This is a genomic window from Thermoflexus sp. (genome assembly GCF_040289485.1).
Lineage (GTDB): Bacteria > Chloroflexota > Anaerolineae > Thermoflexales > Thermoflexaceae > Thermoflexus.
Genome location: NZ_PSLG01000016.1, coordinates 23453 through 41617 on the forward strand (window position 1 = coordinate 23453; position 18165 = coordinate 41617).

20 protein-coding genes are annotated in these 18165 nt (G+C 69.6%); 1 reads left to right on the forward strand and 19 read right to left on the reverse strand.

From position 1 onward, the window contains the following. Nucleotides 1-80: 80 nt before the first annotated feature. From C4313_RS04465 to C4313_RS04505, 9 genes are all read right to left on the reverse strand, one after another. On the reverse strand, nucleotides 81-551 hold the full coding sequence (locus C4313_RS04465; RefSeq protein ID WP_352428672.1) for a hypothetical protein: 471 nt from the start codon (nucleotides 549-551) through the stop codon (nucleotides 81-83). Next, a complete protein-coding gene (locus C4313_RS04470) occupies nucleotides 548-1624 on the reverse strand; it encodes a DNA translocase FtsK (RefSeq protein ID WP_352428673.1) in 1077 nt (358 codons plus the stop codon). Before C4313_RS04470 ends, C4313_RS04465 begins: the two co-directional genes overlap by 4 nt. A gap of 12 nt (nucleotides 1625-1636) precedes the next feature. Continuing rightward, the gene (locus C4313_RS04475; protein ID WP_352428674.1) at nucleotides 1637-2335 is read right to left on the reverse strand and encodes a LexA family protein; all 699 of its coding nucleotides are present in this window, start codon (nucleotides 2333-2335) and stop codon (nucleotides 1637-1639) included. Nucleotides 2336-2436: 101 nt separating this feature from the next. Next, nucleotides 2437-3522 (reverse strand): DNA-processing protein DprA, encoded by a 1086-nt coding sequence (dprA, locus tag C4313_RS04480; protein WP_352428675.1) that lies wholly within the window; start codon nucleotides 3520-3522, stop codon nucleotides 2437-2439. 49 nt (nucleotides 3523-3571) lie between these two features. Next, nucleotides 3572-4462 carry an NAD(+)/NADH kinase gene (locus C4313_RS04485; protein WP_352428676.1) on the reverse strand — a complete coding sequence of 297 codons (891 nt, stop codon included), beginning with the start codon at nucleotides 4460-4462 and terminating at the stop codon, nucleotides 3572-3574. A gap of 35 nt (nucleotides 4463-4497) precedes the next feature. Continuing rightward, the gene (locus tag C4313_RS04490) at nucleotides 4498-5244 is read right to left on the reverse strand and encodes an SDR family NAD(P)-dependent oxidoreductase (RefSeq protein WP_352428677.1); all 747 of its coding nucleotides are present in this window, start codon (nucleotides 5242-5244) and stop codon (nucleotides 4498-4500) included. 6 nt (nucleotides 5245-5250) lie between these two features. Then, complete coding sequence (gene arcC / locus C4313_RS04495) at nucleotides 5251-6207, reverse strand: carbamate kinase (protein ID WP_503012446.1); 957 nt, start codon at nucleotides 6205-6207, stop codon at nucleotides 5251-5253. 32 nt (nucleotides 6208-6239) lie between these two features. Next, nucleotides 6240-7220 (reverse strand): ornithine carbamoyltransferase, encoded by a 981-nt coding sequence (locus tag C4313_RS04500; RefSeq protein ID WP_352428678.1) that lies wholly within the window; start codon nucleotides 7218-7220, stop codon nucleotides 6240-6242. Between the two features lie 28 nt (nucleotides 7221-7248). Next, entirely contained in the window at nucleotides 7249-8463 is a 1215-nt protein-coding gene (locus C4313_RS04505; protein ID WP_352428679.1) for a YgeY family selenium metabolism-linked hydrolase, read from the reverse strand. Between the two features lie 235 nt (nucleotides 8464-8698). Here C4313_RS04505 and C4313_RS04510 point away from each other — a divergent pair, with 235 nt between their 5' ends. Then, entirely contained in the window at nucleotides 8699-9322 is a 624-nt protein-coding gene (locus tag C4313_RS04510) for a hypothetical protein (RefSeq protein WP_352428680.1), read from the forward strand. Between the two features lie 19 nt (nucleotides 9323-9341). Here the strand turns inward: C4313_RS04510 and C4313_RS04515 are convergent, their stop codons facing one another. From C4313_RS04515 to C4313_RS04560, 10 genes are all read right to left on the reverse strand, one after another. Continuing rightward, entirely contained in the window at nucleotides 9342-9548 is a 207-nt protein-coding gene (locus C4313_RS04515) for a thioredoxin fold domain-containing protein (protein ID WP_352428681.1), read from the reverse strand. 27 nt (nucleotides 9549-9575) lie between these two features. Continuing rightward, on the reverse strand, nucleotides 9576-9827 hold the full coding sequence (locus C4313_RS04520) for a hypothetical protein (protein WP_352428682.1): 252 nt from the start codon (nucleotides 9825-9827) through the stop codon (nucleotides 9576-9578). A gap of 25 nt (nucleotides 9828-9852) precedes the next feature. Next, complete coding sequence (locus C4313_RS04525) at nucleotides 9853-11499, reverse strand: long-chain fatty acid--CoA ligase (protein WP_352428683.1); 1647 nt, start codon at nucleotides 11497-11499, stop codon at nucleotides 9853-9855. 88 nt (nucleotides 11500-11587) lie between these two features. Next, nucleotides 11588-12301, reverse strand: coding sequence for a succinate dehydrogenase iron-sulfur subunit (locus C4313_RS04530; protein ID WP_352428684.1), 714 nt, complete (start codon nucleotides 12299-12301; stop codon nucleotides 11588-11590). 221 nt (nucleotides 12302-12522) lie between these two features. Then, nucleotides 12523-14298 carry a succinate dehydrogenase flavoprotein subunit gene (gene sdhA / locus C4313_RS04535; protein WP_352428685.1) on the reverse strand — a complete coding sequence of 592 codons (1776 nt, stop codon included), beginning with the start codon at nucleotides 14296-14298 and terminating at the stop codon, nucleotides 12523-12525. 54 nt (nucleotides 14299-14352) lie between these two features. Then, nucleotides 14353-14769, reverse strand: a complete 417-nt coding sequence (locus C4313_RS04540) for a succinate dehydrogenase/fumarate reductase transmembrane subunit (protein WP_352428686.1) — start codon at nucleotides 14767-14769, stop codon at nucleotides 14353-14355. A 2-nt stretch (nucleotides 14770-14771) separates the two neighbouring features. Continuing rightward, nucleotides 14772-15257, reverse strand: a complete 486-nt coding sequence (locus C4313_RS04545) for a succinate dehydrogenase/fumarate reductase transmembrane subunit (protein WP_352428687.1) — start codon at nucleotides 15255-15257, stop codon at nucleotides 14772-14774. A gap of 77 nt (nucleotides 15258-15334) precedes the next feature. Beyond that, a complete protein-coding gene (gene fabF / locus C4313_RS04550; protein WP_352428688.1) occupies nucleotides 15335-16636 on the reverse strand; it encodes a beta-ketoacyl-ACP synthase II in 1302 nt (433 codons plus the stop codon). 20 nt (nucleotides 16637-16656) lie between these two features. Next, nucleotides 16657-17718: a glucose-1-phosphate thymidylyltransferase gene (locus C4313_RS04555; protein ID WP_352428690.1), complete on the reverse strand. Its 1062-nt coding sequence runs from the start codon at nucleotides 17716-17718 to the stop codon at nucleotides 16657-16659. 31 nt (nucleotides 17719-17749) lie between these two features. Further along, nucleotides 17750-18165: P-loop NTPase family protein (locus C4313_RS04560; protein WP_503012447.1), on the reverse strand; the 416-nt coding region annotated here is incomplete at its 5' end.

Sequence of the window (18165 nt, forward strand, 5' to 3'; positions counted from 1 at the left end):
GGAAGCCGGAAGGGGCCGGTCATCCGTTTCGCCTCGCAAGGTGAAAGGGATGACGATGCGCCACGGAACGGTGCTCCTTGTCACGCCTCTGCGTCCTCCTCCCCGATGACGGTGAAGGTGCGGGGAGGGACCGGGGGCGTCGCCCACAACCCCTGGCTCATCCAGGCAACCATCGGATACCGCCACGGCATCCAGGACCCTCCCCACGGGAGGGGTCCGGGGTCCCCATAAAGTCCGAAGGACTTGGTGAGGTGCCTCCACGGCGGCTCCATCGGGGCGGACCAGGCGGGGGTGGGCCCGGCCTCCACCCCCGGGAACTCACCCCACGAAGTGGGACCCCTGGTGGCCTCCCGGGGTCCCCACGCGATCCACGGATCGCGTGGGGTGTCCCTCCCGAGGGCCAGCAGCAGGAACAGCAGCGTCCCCACCGCCGCGCCGGCCATCACGGACAGCCCCCATCCGCCGAGGGAAACTCCCACCCAGATGGCCCCGGTGATCCCAAAGGCCAAGGCGAAGAGCATGAACACGAACCCGATCGGTGCGCGGATCATTCCCCCCTCCTCTTGAAGGCGTCGCTGGGGGACCCCGAGGGGTCTGTTTTTTCCCGTTGTCGCTCGCTGGCCTGCAGGCGGGCCCGGATCTCCTCGGGGGCGATGTAGGCCGCCTGGAAGCGGGTGACCGCACCGCCGACCACGGCCAGGAAATCCCCTCTCCCGGCCAGCCGCTCCGCGCCGGTCCCCCCGATGCCGGCCGCCACCCGGGCATCCTCCGCCGTGACCACCCGCCCGACCAGGCGGGCGGGGAAGTTGGCCGTCAGCGCACCGCCCAACAGGGCCGCCGTCGGCTTCTGGGTGCAGGCCAGCAGATGGATGCCCGTCTCTCGTCCCCGCTGGGCCAGCCGGGTGAGGGCCTCGCCCAACTCCCGCCCCCCCTGTTGCAGGAGATCCGCCAGTTCGTCGATCACCACCAGCAGCCGGGGGGTCTGCACCCCTTCCCGGGAGCGTCGCTCCATCACCGCCACCACCTCCGCCAGACACGCCAGGCCCTCCGCTGCCTCACCGGCGGCGAAGGCCCGCACGTGGGGCAGATCCCGGAAGGGCAGGAAGGCCCGGCCCTTGGGATCCACGATCACCAGGGCGAGTTGCCCCGGCCGGTGGGTGAGGACCAGGGAAAGGAGCATCGTCCGCGCCAGAGAGGTCTTGCCCGAACCGGTGGTCCCGGCGATCAGCACGTGGGTCACCTGGGGGCTGGTCAGCCGCAACAGCAGCGGCGCCCCATCGGCCGCCAGGCCCAGCAGGGCGGTGTAGGCCGGGTAGCGAGGGAAGGCGCGCCGCACTTGGGCCATCAGGGGCTCGAACCGCACCACCTGCGGGTCCGGCCGGGGGACCTCCACCTGGACCACCGGGCCCTCCCGCTGGATCCGCACCCCAGGCACTCCCAGGGCCAGGGCCAGATCCTCCGCCAGCCCTTTCAGCCGGGACCAGCGCACGCCAGGGGCGGGGACTACCTGGAACAGGACGGTCGTGGGGGTCACCCGGCCCCCGGTCACGCGGCCGGGGGCGCGGTGCTGCCACAACACCTGTTCCACCAGATCCGCCTGGGCCTCCAGCCACCGTCGCTGCATCGTTCCGCCTCCTCAGAGCACCCATCCGCTGAGCTCCCGCACCGGGCCGAAGCGGAAGGCGACGCGGCCTTCCAGGATCACCGCGCGGGGGTCCACGGTTTGCTCCGGCAGAGCCGGGTGCGCCGGCTTGAGGATCCACCGGGCGGGGAAGGGCTGCCCCTGGCCGTTCCGCCGGTCGGAGGCTGCCCAGAACAGTTGCTTGAGGGTGGCCCGGTTCCGCCCATGATCCATCTCCCCAGCCGCCGGCGCGTCCCGCCAGCGGACCACCACGAGGTCCCCCCAGCGCAGGGTCTCCAGGCGCACCGGCTCGATGAGCACAATGTCGAAGGGCTGGATCCCCACGCCGATCATGGAGTCCCCTCGCACCCAGAGGGCGAAGCGGCAGTCGCGGGGGACCCACGCTGCTGGCAGGGCCAGTTCTCCCAGGGGCTGCGAGACGATCTCGTCCACCGCGTCGGGGAAGGAGGCGGGGACCACGCCGGCCAGCGGCAACCGGACCACCCGGGCGTCGTGGGAGACGGGGCGCCAGGTGCGGGATTTGCCAGGCTCCCGGGCGATGCGCCCCTCTCGGAGGAGGACTCGGAGATGATGCAGGACGTGGGACCGGGAGGAGAAGCCCAGGTGACGCCGGATCTCCTCCAGGGAGGGGCCGTATCCGTGGACCGTCCAATAGGCCTCCAGGAACGCCAGCAGCCGATCGCGGGGACCCATCGCGGCCTCCGATTAGAACAAATGTTCTAATACAAGGATATACCATCGGGGCCCCTTTGTCAAGTCGTCTGAGGTGGGAGGACCCGGGACGCCTGTGGCGACTAGGGGAGGCCGCGGATGTAGTGCATGGCGCCGAGGTGGCGGACCATGCCTTTGAGTTCCATCACCGCCAGGGTCCCGGTCACCTGGGCCACCGGCAAGCCGGCGGCCCGGGCAATGTCATCGACATGCATCGGCTCCCGGCCCAGCACCTCCAGCAGTCGGGCCTCTACCGGGTCGGCGAGGAGTTGTAACTGGACCTCGGCCTGCTGGACGGCGGTCGACCAGTTCAGCGCCTCCAGAAGTTCCTGGGGCGAGGTCACCGGCGTGGCCCCGTCCCGGATCAGCCGGTGGGTCCCCTGGCTGGCGGGGGAGAAGATGCTTCCCGGGACGGCGAACACCTCCCGGCCCTGTTCGGCGGCGTGGCCGGCGGTGATCAGGGCCCCGCTGGTGGCCCCGGCCTCCACCACCAGCACGCCGACGGAAAGCCCGCTGATCAGGCGGTTCCGGGCAGGGAAGTTTCCGGGCTCCGCGGGGGCGCCCAAGGGGAGTTCCGAGAGCAGCGCCCCCTGTTCGGCGATGCGGGCGGCCAGCCGGGCGTGCTCCAGCGGATAGACCCGGTCCACCCCGCAGGGGAGCACGGCCAGGGTGCGCCCGCCGGCCTTCAGGGCCGCCTCGTGGGCCAGGCCATCGATCCCCCGGGCCAGTCCGCTGACGATCGGGATGCCGGCCCGGGCCAGTTCTCCAGCGAACCACTCCACCACCTGGCGCCCGTAGGCGGTCGGCCGGCGCGTGCCGACGATGGCCAGCGCCCAGCGATCGGCCTCGGCCAGGCTTCCCCGGACGAAGAGGACCGGCGGCGGGTCGGGGATCCGCCGCAGCAGCGGGGGATAGGCGGGGTCCGACCACGTCAGCGCTGTAGCCCGGGCCTTGCGCAGGCGTTCCAGTTCTCCTTCGGGGTGCAGCCGTCGCCGGGCCTCCGCCAGGTTCCGGACGGTCCGTTGATCCAGGCCGGCGGCCCGCCAAGCCCCCTCGTCGGCCTCCCAAGCGGTCCGCAGATCCCCGAAGTGGTTCAGCAGGGCCCGCAGCCGCGCCGGCCCGATCCCCAGCACCCGGTTGAAGACCAGCCAGTAGCCTAGGTCCTCCATCGCGCCATCCCGCCCGCCGCCGGCCCGCGCGGCGAAGGTCTTCCCAAAATTATGATAGCCGTTCGGGCGAGGGATCTTCCGCGTTGGTCACCATGCGGCGCAGGCGGGTGGCCAGGCGGCGGTAGAAATCGGCGCGATCGCCCAGGCGCATGAAGCAGGCGCTGAAGGGGGCGGCGGCGATCTCCACCCGATCCCCATCGGCCAGGGGCTGGTCCCCCTGGCCATCCACGGCCAGGGCCGCCCGTCCCTCGGCGTGCACGGTGAGGGTTACCCGGGCTCCTTCGGGCAGCACCACCGCCCGGTCCAGGCTGAGGTGGGGGGCGATGGGGACCAGGAGGATGTTCTTCAGTTCGGGGGGGAGGATGGGGCCGCCTGCGGCCAAGGCGTAGGCGGTGCTCCCGGTGGGCGTGGCCACGATGAGCCCATCCCCGATGTAGGTGGTGAAGTAGCAGCCATCGATCTCCGCCCGGACCCGCACCGTGCCAGCCACGCCCATCCGGCCGACCACCACGTCGTTCAGGGCGTGGAAAGGGCCCTCCGTCCGGTCGCCCCGCTGCACTTGGGCCTCCAGCATCAGACGCCGTTCGATCCACCAGCGGCCCTCCCAGAGCTGGCGGAGCCGCTCCGGCCATTCCGCCGGCTGGATCTCGGCCAGGAAGCCCACCCGCCCCAGGTTGACGCCCAGCAGGGGCACGCCGGCGGGGGCGGCGTGGCGGGCGACCCGGAGCATCAGCCCGTCCCCCCCGAAGGTCATGGCCAGGTCCCAGCCCGCCACCGCCTCGCGGCCGGTCAGTTCCTCCGCGGAGCACAGGATGGGTTCGCAGCCGGCGGCGCGGAGGTGCTCCGCCACCGCCTCCGCTAGCCCGCGGGCGCTGGGCCGATGGGGATGGAGGACCAGGCCGATGCGCCGGAACCGGGCCCCCCGCTCCGATGGTTCCATGCGGTTCCCTCCCCGCCGGATTCCCCCTCTTCATCTTAGCCGATCCGCTGGGCGCCGGAAGGCCACTGGAAGCCTCGCGCCTCCAGGCTTTGCCCGGTGATCGCGCGGCTCTCGTCCGAGGCCAGGTAGACGAAGATGGGGACGATCTCCTCGGGCGCGGGGAGGGTTTGGGGGTCCTCCTCCGGGTAGGCCTGGGCGCGCATAGCCGTGCGGGTGGGGCCGGGGTTGACGGCGTTGACCCGGATGCCCTCCGGGGCGAGTTCCTCGGCCAGGATCTGGGTGAGGATCTCCACCGCGCCCTTGGAGACGGCGTAGGCGCCCCATCGGGCGTGGCCCCGGCGGCCGACGCCGGAGGACAGGTTGATGATGGAGGCCGCGTCTGATCGGCGCAGCAGGGGGAGGGCCTCCCGGGTCACCAGGAAGACCCCGGTGACGTTGACCTCCAGGACCTCCTGCCAGGCGTCGAGGGGATACTCGGCGATGGGGAGGCGGGGGCCGAGGATGGCGGCGTTGTTGACCAGGACGTCGAGGCGGCCAAAGCCGGCGTCGATGGCGGCGATGAGCCGGCGGACCTCCTCCGGCCGGCGGACGTCGCAGGGCTGAGCCAGGAGGCGCGCCCCGGGGCGGAGGGCGCGCAGGGCTTGCGCCGCGGCGGACAGGGCGACGGGGTCGCGGGCACACACGGCCACGTCGGCTCCTTCCCGGACATAGGCCTGGGCGATGGCCAGCCCGATCCCCTGGCTGGCCCCGGTGATCAGTGCCACCTTCCCCTTTAAGCGCATGCGCGGCTACGCCTCGGGGAGGAACCAGGTGCCGGTTTCGCCGCGGAGGGCGGCGGGGATGTGGGGCGGGTCGGTGATGAGGGCCGCCTTCCCCCCGCTCTCCAGGTATTGCAGGATGGCCTCCACCTTCGGCCCCATGGAGCCCGGCGGGAACTGCCCCTCGGCCAGGTAGCGCCGGGCCTCCGAGACCGTCAGGCGGTCCAGCCAGCGCTGGGTGGGCTTCCCGTAATCCAGTGCCACCTTCTCCACGGCGGTGGAGATCAAAAAGAGATCGGCCTTCAATTCGATGGCCAGCAGGGCGCTGGCCAGGTCCTTGTCGATCACCGCCTCCACCCCCATCAGCTCCCCCGTCTCGTCCTCCACCACGGGGATGCCGCCTCCCCCCACAGCGATCACCACGAAGCCGTCCCGCAGCAGGGCCTCGATGGCCGGGCGTTCGATGATGCGGCGGGGCCGGGGGGAGGGCACCACCCGCCGCCACCCCCGGCCCGCGTCCTCTTTCACCACCCATCCCCATTCCGCCGCCCGGCGCCGGGCGGTCTCCTCGTCCATCCACGAGCCGATAGGCTTGGTCGGGTTCCGGAACGCCGGGTCGTCCCGGTCCACCAGGACCTGGGTGACCACGGTGACGGCCATCTGGTGCATGCCGCGGCGGCGGAACTCGTTATACAGGGCCTTCTGGAACATATAGCCGATGGCCCCCTGGGTGTCGGCGTCGGCGGCGTCGAGGGGGACCGGGTGAAGTTCGTGGAGGGCGAGTTCGCTGCGGCGCAGGATGAAGCCCACCTGGGGGCCGTTGCCATGGGTGATCACCACGCGCCAGCCCTGGGCGATCATCTCGGCGATGTGGATCATCGTCTCGCGGGCCGCCTCGTATTGGTCGGGCACGGTCATGCGGTCCGGGCCTTTGATCAAGGAGTTCCCGCCCACGGCCACCACGGCCAATCCAGGCTGCAGACGCATCCTCGCCTCCGGAGGTGGGTTCTCCTGCTCCCTCAGCGCATCACCAGGGCCATCACCGCCTTTTGCACATGCAGACGGTTCTCCGCTTGGTCGTAGATCACCGATTGCGGCCCGTCGATCACCGCGTCGGTCACCTCCAGCCCCCGGTCGGCTGGCAGGCAGTGCATATAGATGGCGTCGGGCCGGGCCAGCCGCATCCGCCGCTCATCGGCGATCCAGTCCTGATACTTGCGGGCAATGCGGGCGCTCTCCTCGGGGTCCGTGGTGGTCAACCAGCAGCCCCAACTCTTGGGGTAAACCGCGTCGGCGTCCCGGAAGGCCTCTTCCATGCTGTCGGTGATCTCGAAGGCCCCGCCATAGCGCCGCGCGTTCTCCTCCGCCTGGGCCACGATGTCGGGCATCAGCCGGAACTCCGGCGGGTGGGCCAGCACCACGTGCATGCCGAAGCGGGTGAGTTGCAGGATAAGGGATTGGGGGACGGAGAGGGGCTTCTGGTAACTGGCGGCGTAGGCCCAGGTGACAGCGATCTTCTTCCCCCGCAGGTCCCGCCCCTTCTTCTCCATGAGGGTCATGAGGTCGGCCAGGATCTGGAAGGGATGGTAGAGGTCGCACTGCATGTTGAGGACGGGGGCCCGGCTGTAGCGGGCCACCTCGGTGATGTATTTGTTTCCAACCCCCCAGTCCACGTGGCGGATGGCGATGGCGTCGAAGTAGCGGCCGTAGATCTCGCCGATCTCCTTGGGGGTGTCCCCGTGGGCGATCTGGGTGGTCTTGGACTCGATGAAGGCGGGGTGCCCGCCCAACTGGGCCAGCCCGGCCTCGAAGGAGGCGCGGGTGCGGGTGCTGCTGTAGAAGAAGAGCATGGCCATGGTCTTGCCCTCGAGATAGCGGTGGGGGACGCCCATGGCCTGCTTCATCTTCAAGTCGAAAGCCACCTCCAGCACTGTCTGGACCTCCTCCACCGAGAGGTCCAAGTCGCTGATCACATCGCGGCCCCGCAGGTTCGTCTGCATGGCATCCTCCTGGCTGATGGGGTGGGTCTCAAGGGAGGAAACGTCGCAAGATGGATGGGAAGAGGGCGTAGAAAGCGGTGGCCTCCACCACCTCCTGCAGGGAGATGTGCTCGTCGACGCGGTGGGCGTAGATCTCATCGCCCGGCCCGAAGCCGATGCTGGGGATGCCGGCCTTCCCCGCCCAGTAGGTCCCGTTGGTGGAGAAGTCCCACTTCCCCGTGGGCCGCCGCTCCCCCCACAGGGCCTCGATGGTGGCCTGGCCGGCCTGGACCAGGGGGTGGGACTCCTCGAGGGCCCAGGCGGGGAAGAACTTCTCCACCGGGTAACGGAAGCCGGTGTAACTGGGATCCTCGTAGCGGAGGATCTCCACCCGGATCGCCCCGCGGTGCTCTGGCGGGATGCAGGCCTCGATCTGGGCTACGGCCTCCTCCCGGGTCTCCCCGAAGGTCAGGCGCCGGTCGATGTAGATGGTGCACTCGTCGGGGACCGCGTTGATGGAAGGGGTGCGGCTTTCGATCAGCGTCACCGTCACGGTCCCCTTCCCCAGGAAGGGATGGGACCCCAGGCGGGGGTCCAGGTCCCGGATCCCGGCGATGACGGGGAGCATCTTGTAGATGGCGTTGTCGCCTAACCAGTTGGAGGCGGCGTGGGCGCTGCGCCCCTTGGCGATCACCTTGAGCTCCACCCGCCCCCGATGCCCCCGGTAGACCCGCAGGCCGGTGGGCTCCCCAATCACCACGGCGTCGGGCCGGATCTTAGGGTCGACCTCGACGAAGACGTTGGGGGCCAGCCCGTCGCACCATTCCTCCATGTTCCCGAAGTAATACGCCGTCCAGCCCTCCAGCAGCCCCAGGTCCCGGGCGATGGCCAGGCCGTAGATCATGCCCGGGGTGGAGCCCTTCTCATCGCACGCGCCGCGGGCGTAGAAGCGGTCGCCTTCCAGGCGCCCCCGGAAGGGATCCCAGGCCCATTGCTCGGGGTCCCCGATGCCCACCGTGTCCAGGTGGCTGTCGTAAACCAGCACCCGGGGCCCGTCCCCGATGCGCCCGAGGATGTTCCCCATCACGTCGAACCGGATGTCCGCAAAGCCCAGGCGGGCCATCTCCTCGGCCACCCGCTCCCCGACCGCGCGGATCTGGGCGTTGTAACTGGGGATGGCCACGATGTCGAAGAAGAAGCGCAGGATCGCCTCGCGTTGGGCCTCCACGCGCTGACGGATCTGAGCGACCGGCTCGGCGGCCATCGGCGTCTCCTCCAGGGGGATGTCAACCGGCGGGTCATTGTGCCATCGGCCCCGCGGCTTTGTCAACCGACGGCGGAGGAAGCGGCGTGGGCCGCCTGGTGTCCGGGGGCGCGGAGCCCGGCCAGACGACGGGCCTCCGCGGGGGCGTGCGATTTCGAGGGCCGTGGTAGGATCTTTATATGCCGGAGCTGGGACCCTTGGTCCCGGCCTCGCTCCGGCAGGGAGGTGAGGCGACATGCGCCTGTGGGATGTACGGGCCGGCCTGCAAGCGCTGCAGACCCTGGGGGCGTTGGCTGAACAGACCAGGGCCGCCCTCGCCCGACGGATCCAAGGGGAGTCGTTGCCAGAGAACGCCCAGGCCACCCTCCACAGCGCCCTGGACCATCTCTCCGAGGTCCGGGAGGGGTTCATCCTCAGCTTGCGCACCGCAGCTGTCCTCTCCTTCGCCGAGCTGCGGGCCCTGGTCGAGCGCGTGCTGATGGACTGGTCGGCCTGGGAGGCGGCGGGGTTCCGTTTCCTGCCCTCCTTCCAGTTGGCCCGCCCCGGCGACCAGGTGTTCTTCTTCCACCACGCCTATATCGCCATGGGCGTCCTCCCCCGCCTGCCGGATCATGCGGTGACCTTCCCCCATCAACGGCGGCCGACGTATGCCGACATCCCGGTGCCCAGCACGCCGGGGGAGGTGTTGGATCGCATCGAGGAGATGGAACACGTGGTCTGGGTCGCCGAGAACGCGGACCTGGAGGCCGTCCCCCCGGACTCGGTGCGCCGGACCTACGCCTTTTTCGAGGCCAGCGCCTGGCTGGTGGCCACCGAACTGGCCCGGTGGCGGGGACGGCCGGCCGGGGGGTCCTCGTGAGGCGGATCTGCCGTCTGGCTCAGCGCAAGGCTTCGTCCAATTCCGCCGGCGTCGGGGCGCGCAGGGCGCCCGTCCAGACCCGGACTGGCCGCCCTTCCGCATCGAACAAGATGAACGACGGCGTCAGGCGCAGCCCGTGGGCTTCTCCGAAGGCCCGGCCGGCCGGGCTCAGGGCCTCCACATAGAGCACCCGTCCCTGACGCCACGCGTGCTCGAGCCCGCGCACGGCGGGCTGGATGGAAAGGCAGCCCGCTCAGTAGTTCGAGAACCAGTAGACCAGGGTCGGCTGTCCGCCTTTCAGGGCGGCCTCGATCTGGGCGGCGGAGGCGAAGGGCTGCGAGGGACGGGCCCGCATCGCCCACCCGAAGGCGACCCAGGCGATCAGGAGGAGCCCCCACAGCCCCCAGCCCCAGGGGCTGGCCCGGCGGAAGATCAACCCGGCCGCCAGCGCCGCCAAGGCCAGCCCGCCCAGGATCACAAACGAATACCGGTTCAGCCACGCCATCGGTCGTCCTCCCACCGTTCCCGGCCTAGGCCGACGCGCCGGCCTCCTCGGGCAGGCGGTAGGCCTTGAACTGCTCCCGGAGCACCTTCTTATCGAACTTCCCCACGCTGGTCTTGGGGATGGCCTCCACGAAGACCACGTCGTCGGGCAGCCACCATTTGGCGAAGCGCGCGCGCAGGAACTCCAAGAGCTCCCCCTTGGTGATCGTCTCCTTGTGCTCAGGGCGCGGCACCACCACCGCCAGGGGGCGCTCCTGCCATTTCGGGTGGGGGACGGCGATCACGGCCGCCTCGAGCACCTTGGGGTGCGCCATCAGGGCGTTCTCCAGGTCCACCGAGGAGATCCACTCGCCGCCGCTCTTGATCAGGTCCTTGGTCCGGTCCACGATCTGGATGTAACCCTCCGGGTCGATGGTCACCACGTCCCCCGTGCGGAACCAGCCCTCCTGGAAGGCCTCGGCGGTGCGCGGGTCGTTGTAGTAGGCCCGGATCACCCAGGGGCCGCGGACCTGCAGTTCGCCCATGGTCTTGCCGTCCCACGGCACCTCCCGCCCTTGCTCGTCCACCGCCCGGATCTCCACGCCGACCACGGGCATGCCCTGCTTGGCGCGGACCGCGAAGCGCTCCTCCTCGGGCCAATCCTCCATGTAGCTTTTGAGGTTGGCCACCGTGCCCAGCGGGGTCGTCTCGGTCATGCCCCAGGCGTGGGCCACCCGGATGCCGAAGCGCTTCTCGAAGGCCTCGATGAGGGAGCGCGGCATGGCGGAGCCGCCGACCGGCATCAACCGCAGGCTGGAGAGGTCATACCGTTCGCGCTCCAGCAGGGCGTAGAGGCCGATCCAGATGGTGGGGACGCCGGCGGTCACCGTCACCCGCTCGTTCTGGATGAGTTCGGCGATGTCCCGCGGCTGCAGGTGGGGGCCGGGGAAGACGATCTTGGCGCCGACCATGACGGCGGCGAAGGGCAGCCCCCAGGCGTTGGCATGGAACATGGGAACCACTGGCATCACCACGTCCCGCTCGCAGAGCCCGAAGGTGTCCGCCAGGCAGAGGGCCAGCGAGTGCAGGAAGATCGCCCGGTGGCTGTAGACCACCCCTTTGGGGTTCCCCGTGGTCCCGGAGGTGTAGCACATGCCGGCGGCGGCGTTCTCGTCGAGGCGGGGCCACGGGTAGGGGGCCGCCGGGGCCTCCTGGAGCAGGGTCTCGTAATCCAGGGCGGGCTCCAGGCGGGTCTGGACCGGGCCGGTGTCGCCCATGATGACGAAGGCCTTCACCGTGGGGATCTGATCGCGGATGCGCTCCAGGAGGGGGGCCAAGGAGGCGTCGACGAAGATCACGCGGTCCTCGGCGTGGTTGATGATGTAGACCAGCTGGTCGGGCGCCAGACGGATGTTCAGGGTGTGTAAGACGGCGCCCATGCAGGGGGCGGCGAAGTAGATCTCCAGGTGGCGGTAGGTGTTCCAGGCGAAGGTGGCCACCCGGTCGCCCCGCCCGATCCCCAGGCGGCCCAAGGCGTGGGCGAGGCGATGGACACGCTGGTGGAAGTCGGCGTAGGTATAGCGGTGCATGCCGGCAGCGGTGCGGGTGGCGATCTCCTTGCGGGGGAACAGGCGGGCGGCACGATCCAGGAAATGGTGGAGCGTCAGGGGCCAATCCATCATCAGCCCTTCCATGGCGCCCTCCTCTCCCAGGGGATCATTTTCATTATAGCCGATTTCATTATAGCCGATCCGCCGACGGCTTAGGGGAGGGGCCGCGGGGTCAATCCAGCCGGCCGGTGAGGATGGCGAGTTTAACCTCCTCGATGGCCCGGGTGATATGGATGCCTCGCGGGCATGCTTCCACGCAGTTGAAGATGGTGCGACAGCGCCAGACCCCGAACCACTCGTTGAGGATGCGCAGGCGCTCGGCCGCCCCTTGATCGCGGCTGTCGAAGATGAAGCGGTGGGCCTGCACGATGGCCGCTGGGCCCAGGTATTCGCCGTTGGCCCAGAAGGAGGGGCAGGAGGCGGTGCACGCCGCGCACAGGATGCACTTGGTCGTGTCGTCGTAGCGCGCCCGCTCCTCCGGCGTTTGCAACCGCTCCCGCTCCGGCGGCGGGTCGTTGTTGATCAAGTAGGGCATGATGCGCCGGTATTTGGCGAAGAAGGGCTCCATGTCCACCACCAGGTCCTTGATCACCGGGAGCCCCGGGAGGGGCTGGACGGTGATCACCCCCTTCCCCTCGGCCATGGCCTCCCGCACGAGGACCTTGCAGGCCAGCCGGTTGCGGCCGTTGATGCGCATGGCGTCGGAGCCGCAGATGCCATGGGCACAGGAGCGGCGCAGGGTCAGGGTGCCATCGAGATACCATTTCACGTAGTGGAGGGCGTCCAGCACCCGGTCCACCGGCTCCGCCTCCACCTCGTATTCCCCCCACCACGGCTTGCGGTCCTTCTCCGGGTTGAACCGCTGGATGCGCAGTCGGACCTTCATGGCCCATCCTCCGATGGGGTCTGGGCGTGGAAAGGAGCGGACCAGCGCCATCCCCCAGGGATGCGCTGGGGCCCCCTGGCCTGGGCGGCCTGGATCCGGGCGGCGCCTCGCTCTCCTCACTTGCCAGGCGGTCCTCTCATAAAACCCCTCCGCCCGCCTCGAGGGGGCCGCCTTCCGATCGCGCAGGGCCTGGGCCGGCCGATCCCAGTGCCGGGAAGGCATCAATAGGCCCGCTCCTTCGGCGGCCACTTGGTGATGACCACCGGCTTGTAGGCAAAGGTGATCTCCCCCTCCCGCCGCCAGATCAGGGTGTGCTTGAGCCAATTGGTGTCGTCCCGCTTCGGGTAATCCTCACGGTAGTGGGCCCCCCGGCTCTCGGTGCGGTTCAGGGCGCTGAAGGCCGTGGCCTCGGCCACGTCCAGCAGGAAGCCCAGTTCGATGGCCTCCAGGAGGTCGGTGTTGAACCGGTAGCCCTTGTCGTCGATGCGGATGTGGCGGTAGCGCTCCTGGAGCTCCCGGATTTTCTCGATGGCCGTCTCCAGGCCTGCCGCCTCCCGGAACACGCTCACGTAGGTCTGCATGGTCTCCTGCAGTTCGTTCCGGAGGGCCGCCACGCGCTCCTCGCCGGTTCCGTGGCGGATGCGCTCCACGAGGGCCATGGTGAAGGCCTCAGGCTCGGGCGGGAGCGGGGCGAAGTCAGCCTGCCGGCAGTATTCCGCCATGTGGCGGCCGGCCCGCCGGCCGAAGACCACCAGGTCCACCAGGGAGTTGGTCCCCAGGCGGTTGGCCCCGTGTACCGAGACGCAGGCGACCTCGCCGGCGGCGTAGAGGCCGGGGACGGGGGTGTTCTTCTCATCGCGGATCACCCGGCCGTCCACGTCGGTGGGGATGCCGCCCATGACGTAGTGGGCGGTGGGCTGGATCGGCACCGGCTCCCGCATGGGATCGATGCCTAGATACACGCGGACGAACTCGATGATATCTGGGAGCTTCTGCTCCAGGTATTCGGCGGTGACCTCGCGGCCCCCTGGTGCGCTCTTGAAGCGGTTGATGGTCTCGGGGCGCATGTCCAGGTAGACGTAGTCCTTCCCCCCGATGCCGCGGCCCTCCCGGATCTCCATGTAGATGGCGCGGGAGATCACGTCGCGGCTGGCCAGGTCCTTGAGGGTGGGCGCGTAGCGCTCCATGAAGCGCTCGCCCTTGTCGTTGAGGAGCACCGCCCCCTCGCCCCGGGCCGCCTCGCTGAGCAGGATGCCCAGCTTGTAGATGCCGGTGGGATGGAACTGGAAGAACTCCATGTCCTCCAGGGGGAGGCCCCGCCGCCACACGATGGCCATCCCATCGCCGGTCAGGGAGTGGGCGTTGGAGGTGACCTTGTAGATGCGCCCGGCCCCGCCGGTGGCGAAGAGCACCGCTTTGCTGTGGAAGATGTGGATGTCGCCGGTGGCGATCTCGATGGCCACCACCCCCCGGACCGTCCCGTCCTCCAGGATGAGGTCGGTGACGAAGAACTCGTCGAAGAAGGTGACGTTGTGTTTGATGCACTGTTGGTAGAGGGTCTGGAGGATCATATGGCCGGTGCGGTCGGCGGAGTGACAGGCCCGCATGACCGGGGCCTCGCCGAAGTTGCGGGTGTGGCCCCCGAAGCGGCGCTGGGCGATCTTGCCCTCGGGCGTCCGGTCGAAGGGCAGTCCCATGTGCTCCAGTTCGATGATGGCCTCGATGGACTCATAGGCCAGGATCTCCGCTGCGTCCTGATCCACCAGCCAGTCCCCGCCCTTCACCGTGTCGTAGGCATACCATTCCGGCCGATCCTCCTCCATGTTCCCCAACGGGGCGGCGATGCCCCCCTGGGCCGTCCCTGTGTGGGAGCGGGTGGGGTAGAGCTTGCTGAGGACCGCGGTCCGCACCTGCTTGGAGGCGTAGAGGGCGGCCATCAGGCCGGCGCCCCCCGCCCCCACCACCACCGCATCGAACCGGTGCCGATGGACCTTCATCGAGGAACTCCTTTCCGGTCGATATCCGTCCGCCGAACGGACCCGGGTCGTGCCCTACGGGCAGCCGGCGGGCAGCGCGGTGACCCGCACGCCCCCGATCAGGGCGACGGCCCCGATGGCGATCACAGCGGCGCCGCCGACGAAGGCGATCCCCTTCAGCGCCCGCTTCCATCCTGCGGAGTGGACGTAGTCGTCGATGACGTAGCGCAGGCCGTTGAGGCCGTGGACATAGGCCAAGAAGAGCAGCAGGGCGTCGTAGACCCGCCACCAGAACAGCACGTTCCAGCGCTGATAGACGAAGCAGGCGTTGATGTCGTGGACGTTGTTGATGATGTGCATGATGGCCAGATGGCCGAAGGCCAGGGGGATCAGCAGGACCCCGGAGACGCGCATAAAGATCCAGAGCCAGGCCTCCAGACGGGGCCGGACGGGGGGGACCGTTCGCGGGACAGCCTTCGGGGCGGCGGCCATGTTCACCTCCCCAGGATACCTTTGTGGAGGATGGTGTTGCCCATGATGATGGAGGCCGGGATGTAGAGGGCGAGGAAGGCGACGAAGGTCCACAGGATGAGGCGGGCCTGGGTCTCCACCGCCCACAGGCGGGGGCGGAAGTCGCTGATGGCGATGCGCAGGCCGTTGAGCCCGTGCCAGAGGACACAGCCCACCAGGATGATTTCCCCCAGGCCGAAGAGGGGGTGGCGGTAAAGGGCCAGGGCGTGCTCATACCAGGTGGGGGCGAAGTAAACCAGGGAGGTGTCGAGGATGTGGACCGTGAGGAAGAGCAGGGTTCCCAGGCCGGCCACGCGGTTGGCCACCCAAGCCCATTGATGAACCCGCCCGCGATACCGAGGGATCTCCCGCAGGACCCGCCCGAGCCCGGCCCCGGGGGCCCATGTCCCTTCCAGGGCCGGCCCCGGCTGTCCCCACCGCGCCGATGGAGTTCGCTCCACATCGGCCATGGCCGGCTCCTTTGAGAAGTTTTTCACACCGATTATAGCACGGATGGGAAGCCGTGGCGCCGGGTTCGCCGGATCGGTCAGCGCCTCTCGTGGGGCGCCGGCGGGTTGTCCGATGGGGGCCAACGCCCTAGGACCAGGGCGACGTTGTGGCCGCCGAACCCGAAGGCGTTGACCATGGCCGCGCGGACCTCTGCGCGGCGGGCGGTGTTCGGGACGTAATCCAGGTCGCACGCCGGGTCCGGGGTCTCGTAGTTGATGGTGGGGTGGATCCAGCCGGAGGTCAAGGTAAGGACGGCGGCGATGGCCCCCAGGGCCCCCGCCGCCCCCATGGTGTGGCCGATCATCGATTTGGTGGCGCTGATCGGGATGCGATAGGCGGCCTCGCCGAAGACCTGCTTGATGGCTGCCGTCTCGATGGGGTCGTTCAACCGGGTCGAGGTCCCATGGGCGTTGATGTAATCGATGTCCTCCGGCCCGAGGCCTGCGTCCTCCAAAGCCCAGCGCATGGCGCGGGCCGCCCCCGCCCCGTCGGGCTCCGGGGCGGTCACATGGTGGGCGTCGGCGGCGTTTCCGTAGCCCAGCACCTCCGCGTAGATCCGGGCGCCCCGGGCCCGGGCGTGGGAGAGCCGCTCCAGCACCAGGATCCCAGCGCCCTCCGCGTAAACGAAGCCGTCCCGGTCCGCGTCGAAGGGGCGGCTGGCCCGTTCCGGCTCCTCGTTCCGGGTGGAGAGGGCCCGCATGGCGGCGAAGCCGGCGATGGCGAAGTCGGTGATCAGCGCCTCCACCCCGCCGCAGATCACCACGTCGGCGATCCCCCGCCGGATCCACTCGGCTGCCTCGCCGATGGCCTGGGCTCCAGTGGCGCAGGCTGCGGCCACGGTGGCGATGGGGCCCCGGGCCCCGAAGTAGACGCTCACATGGTGGCTGGGCATGTTCGGGATGGAGGCCACCAGGGCGAAGGGGCTCACCCGGGTCAGCCCCTGGGTCCGGAAGATCTGGATCTGGCGGTCGGCCACTTCATAGCCCCCCATCCCCACCCCGATGAGCGTCCCCACCCGCTCGGGGTCCGGGAAGGACGGGAACCCGGCGTCCCGGACGGCCTCCAGGGCGGCCACCACCGCGAACTGGGAGCAGCGGGCCATCCGCCGGGCCTCCTTCGGGGAGAGGGCCACCGTGGGGTCGAACCCCTTCACCTCGCCGGCGATGCGGACGGGGAGCCCCGAGGCGTCGAACTGGGTGATGGGGCCGATGCCCGAGCGACCGGCGAGCAGGCCCTCCCACAGTTCCGGGACGCTCAGGCCCAGGGGGGAGAGGGCGCCCATCCCCGTGATCACCACCCGTTGCGCCTCTTCCCGCCGGCCCTTCGATGGCTCTCCCACCGTATCCCCTCGGCCTGTCCTCACAGGATGCCCACCTGGCTGTAATCCCCCAGGGTGAACTTATACGCCTTCGGCTTGATGGGGGAATGGGTGATCACCACCCGGCGGCCGATCAGGCTGTCGGTGATGCGCGGGATGTCCTCGATGCGGCAGTGCTCCAGGACGATGCTGTGCTCGATCTCGCTGTTGACGATCTCGCAATGGTGGTAGATGCTGGTGAAGGGGCCGATGTAACTGTTGACCACCCGCGTGTGCTCCCCGATGATGGCCGGGCCGCGGATGCGGCTGTTGATGATCTCCGCCCCCTTCTCGATGGTCACCTTCCCTTCCAGGACCGAATCCCGGTCCACGTAGCCTTCCACCCGGGGCTCCAGTTCCTCCAACACCAGGCTGTTGGCCGCCAGCAGGTCGATGGGCTTCCCGGTGTCGATCCACCAGCCGGTGTGGAGATAGGGGTAAACCCGATAGCCCTTCTCCACCAGATACTGGATCGCGTCGGTGATCTCCAGCTCCCCCCGCCAGCTGGGGCGGATGGCTTCCACGGCCTCGAAGATGGGCGGGCGGAACAGGTAGATGCCCACCAGGGCCAGGTTGCTGCGGGGCTCCCGCGGCTTCTCCACCAGCCGCACGATACGGCCGTTCTCCAGTTCGGCCACGCCGTAATGCTGGGGGTCGGGGACCTCCTTGAGGACGATCTGGGCGTCATAGTCGCTCTCCAGGAACATCTGCACCAGGTGCCGGATCCCGCCCTGGATCACGTTGTCCCCCAGGAACATCACGAAGGGCGTCCCGCCCAGGTAATCCCGAGAGATCTTCACGGCGTGGGCCAGGCCGAGGGGCGCCTCCTGTCGGATGTAGGTCACCTTCACCCCCCAACGGCTCCCATCCCCCACCGCCGCCATCACCTCCGGGGCCGTGTCCCCCACCACAATCCCGATGTCGGTGATCCCAGCGTCTCTCACCGTCTCGATCACCCGGAACAGCACCGGCTTGTTGGCGATGGGGATCAGTTGCTTGGCGCTGGTGAAGGTCAGGGGATACAGCCGCGTCCCCTTGCCCCCGCTCAGGATCAACGCCTTGATGGCCGACATCCTCCCCTCCTGGATCCCAGGGTCATTCCCACAGGACGACCCCTCGCACCGGGGCGCCAACCGCCTCCAGCCGTGCCCGGGCCTCCCGGAGGGCCCCGCGGCGGGTGCGGTGACGCCGCGCCAGCAACAGCACCCCGTCGACGTGCCGGGCCAGAGCCAGGGTCTCGCTCCGCTCCGTTGACGGCGCATAACAGATGACCCGTTCGGCCTGCTCCCGGAGGCTCTGCATCAGGGCGGCCCAGGGCAGCGGCCGGGACGCGGAGCCGGGGGGGCCTCCGGCCAGCAGCCAAAGGCCAGGGACCCTCGTCTCCTGGAGGAGCCCGGCCAGGGGCGCGGCGGGCGCCTCCGCCAGGGCCCCCAGGCCCGGGGCGTCCGGGAGACCGAAGAGGGCGTGTAGGGTCGGCTGCTCCCGGCCCGCGTCCACCAGCAGGGTCCGCT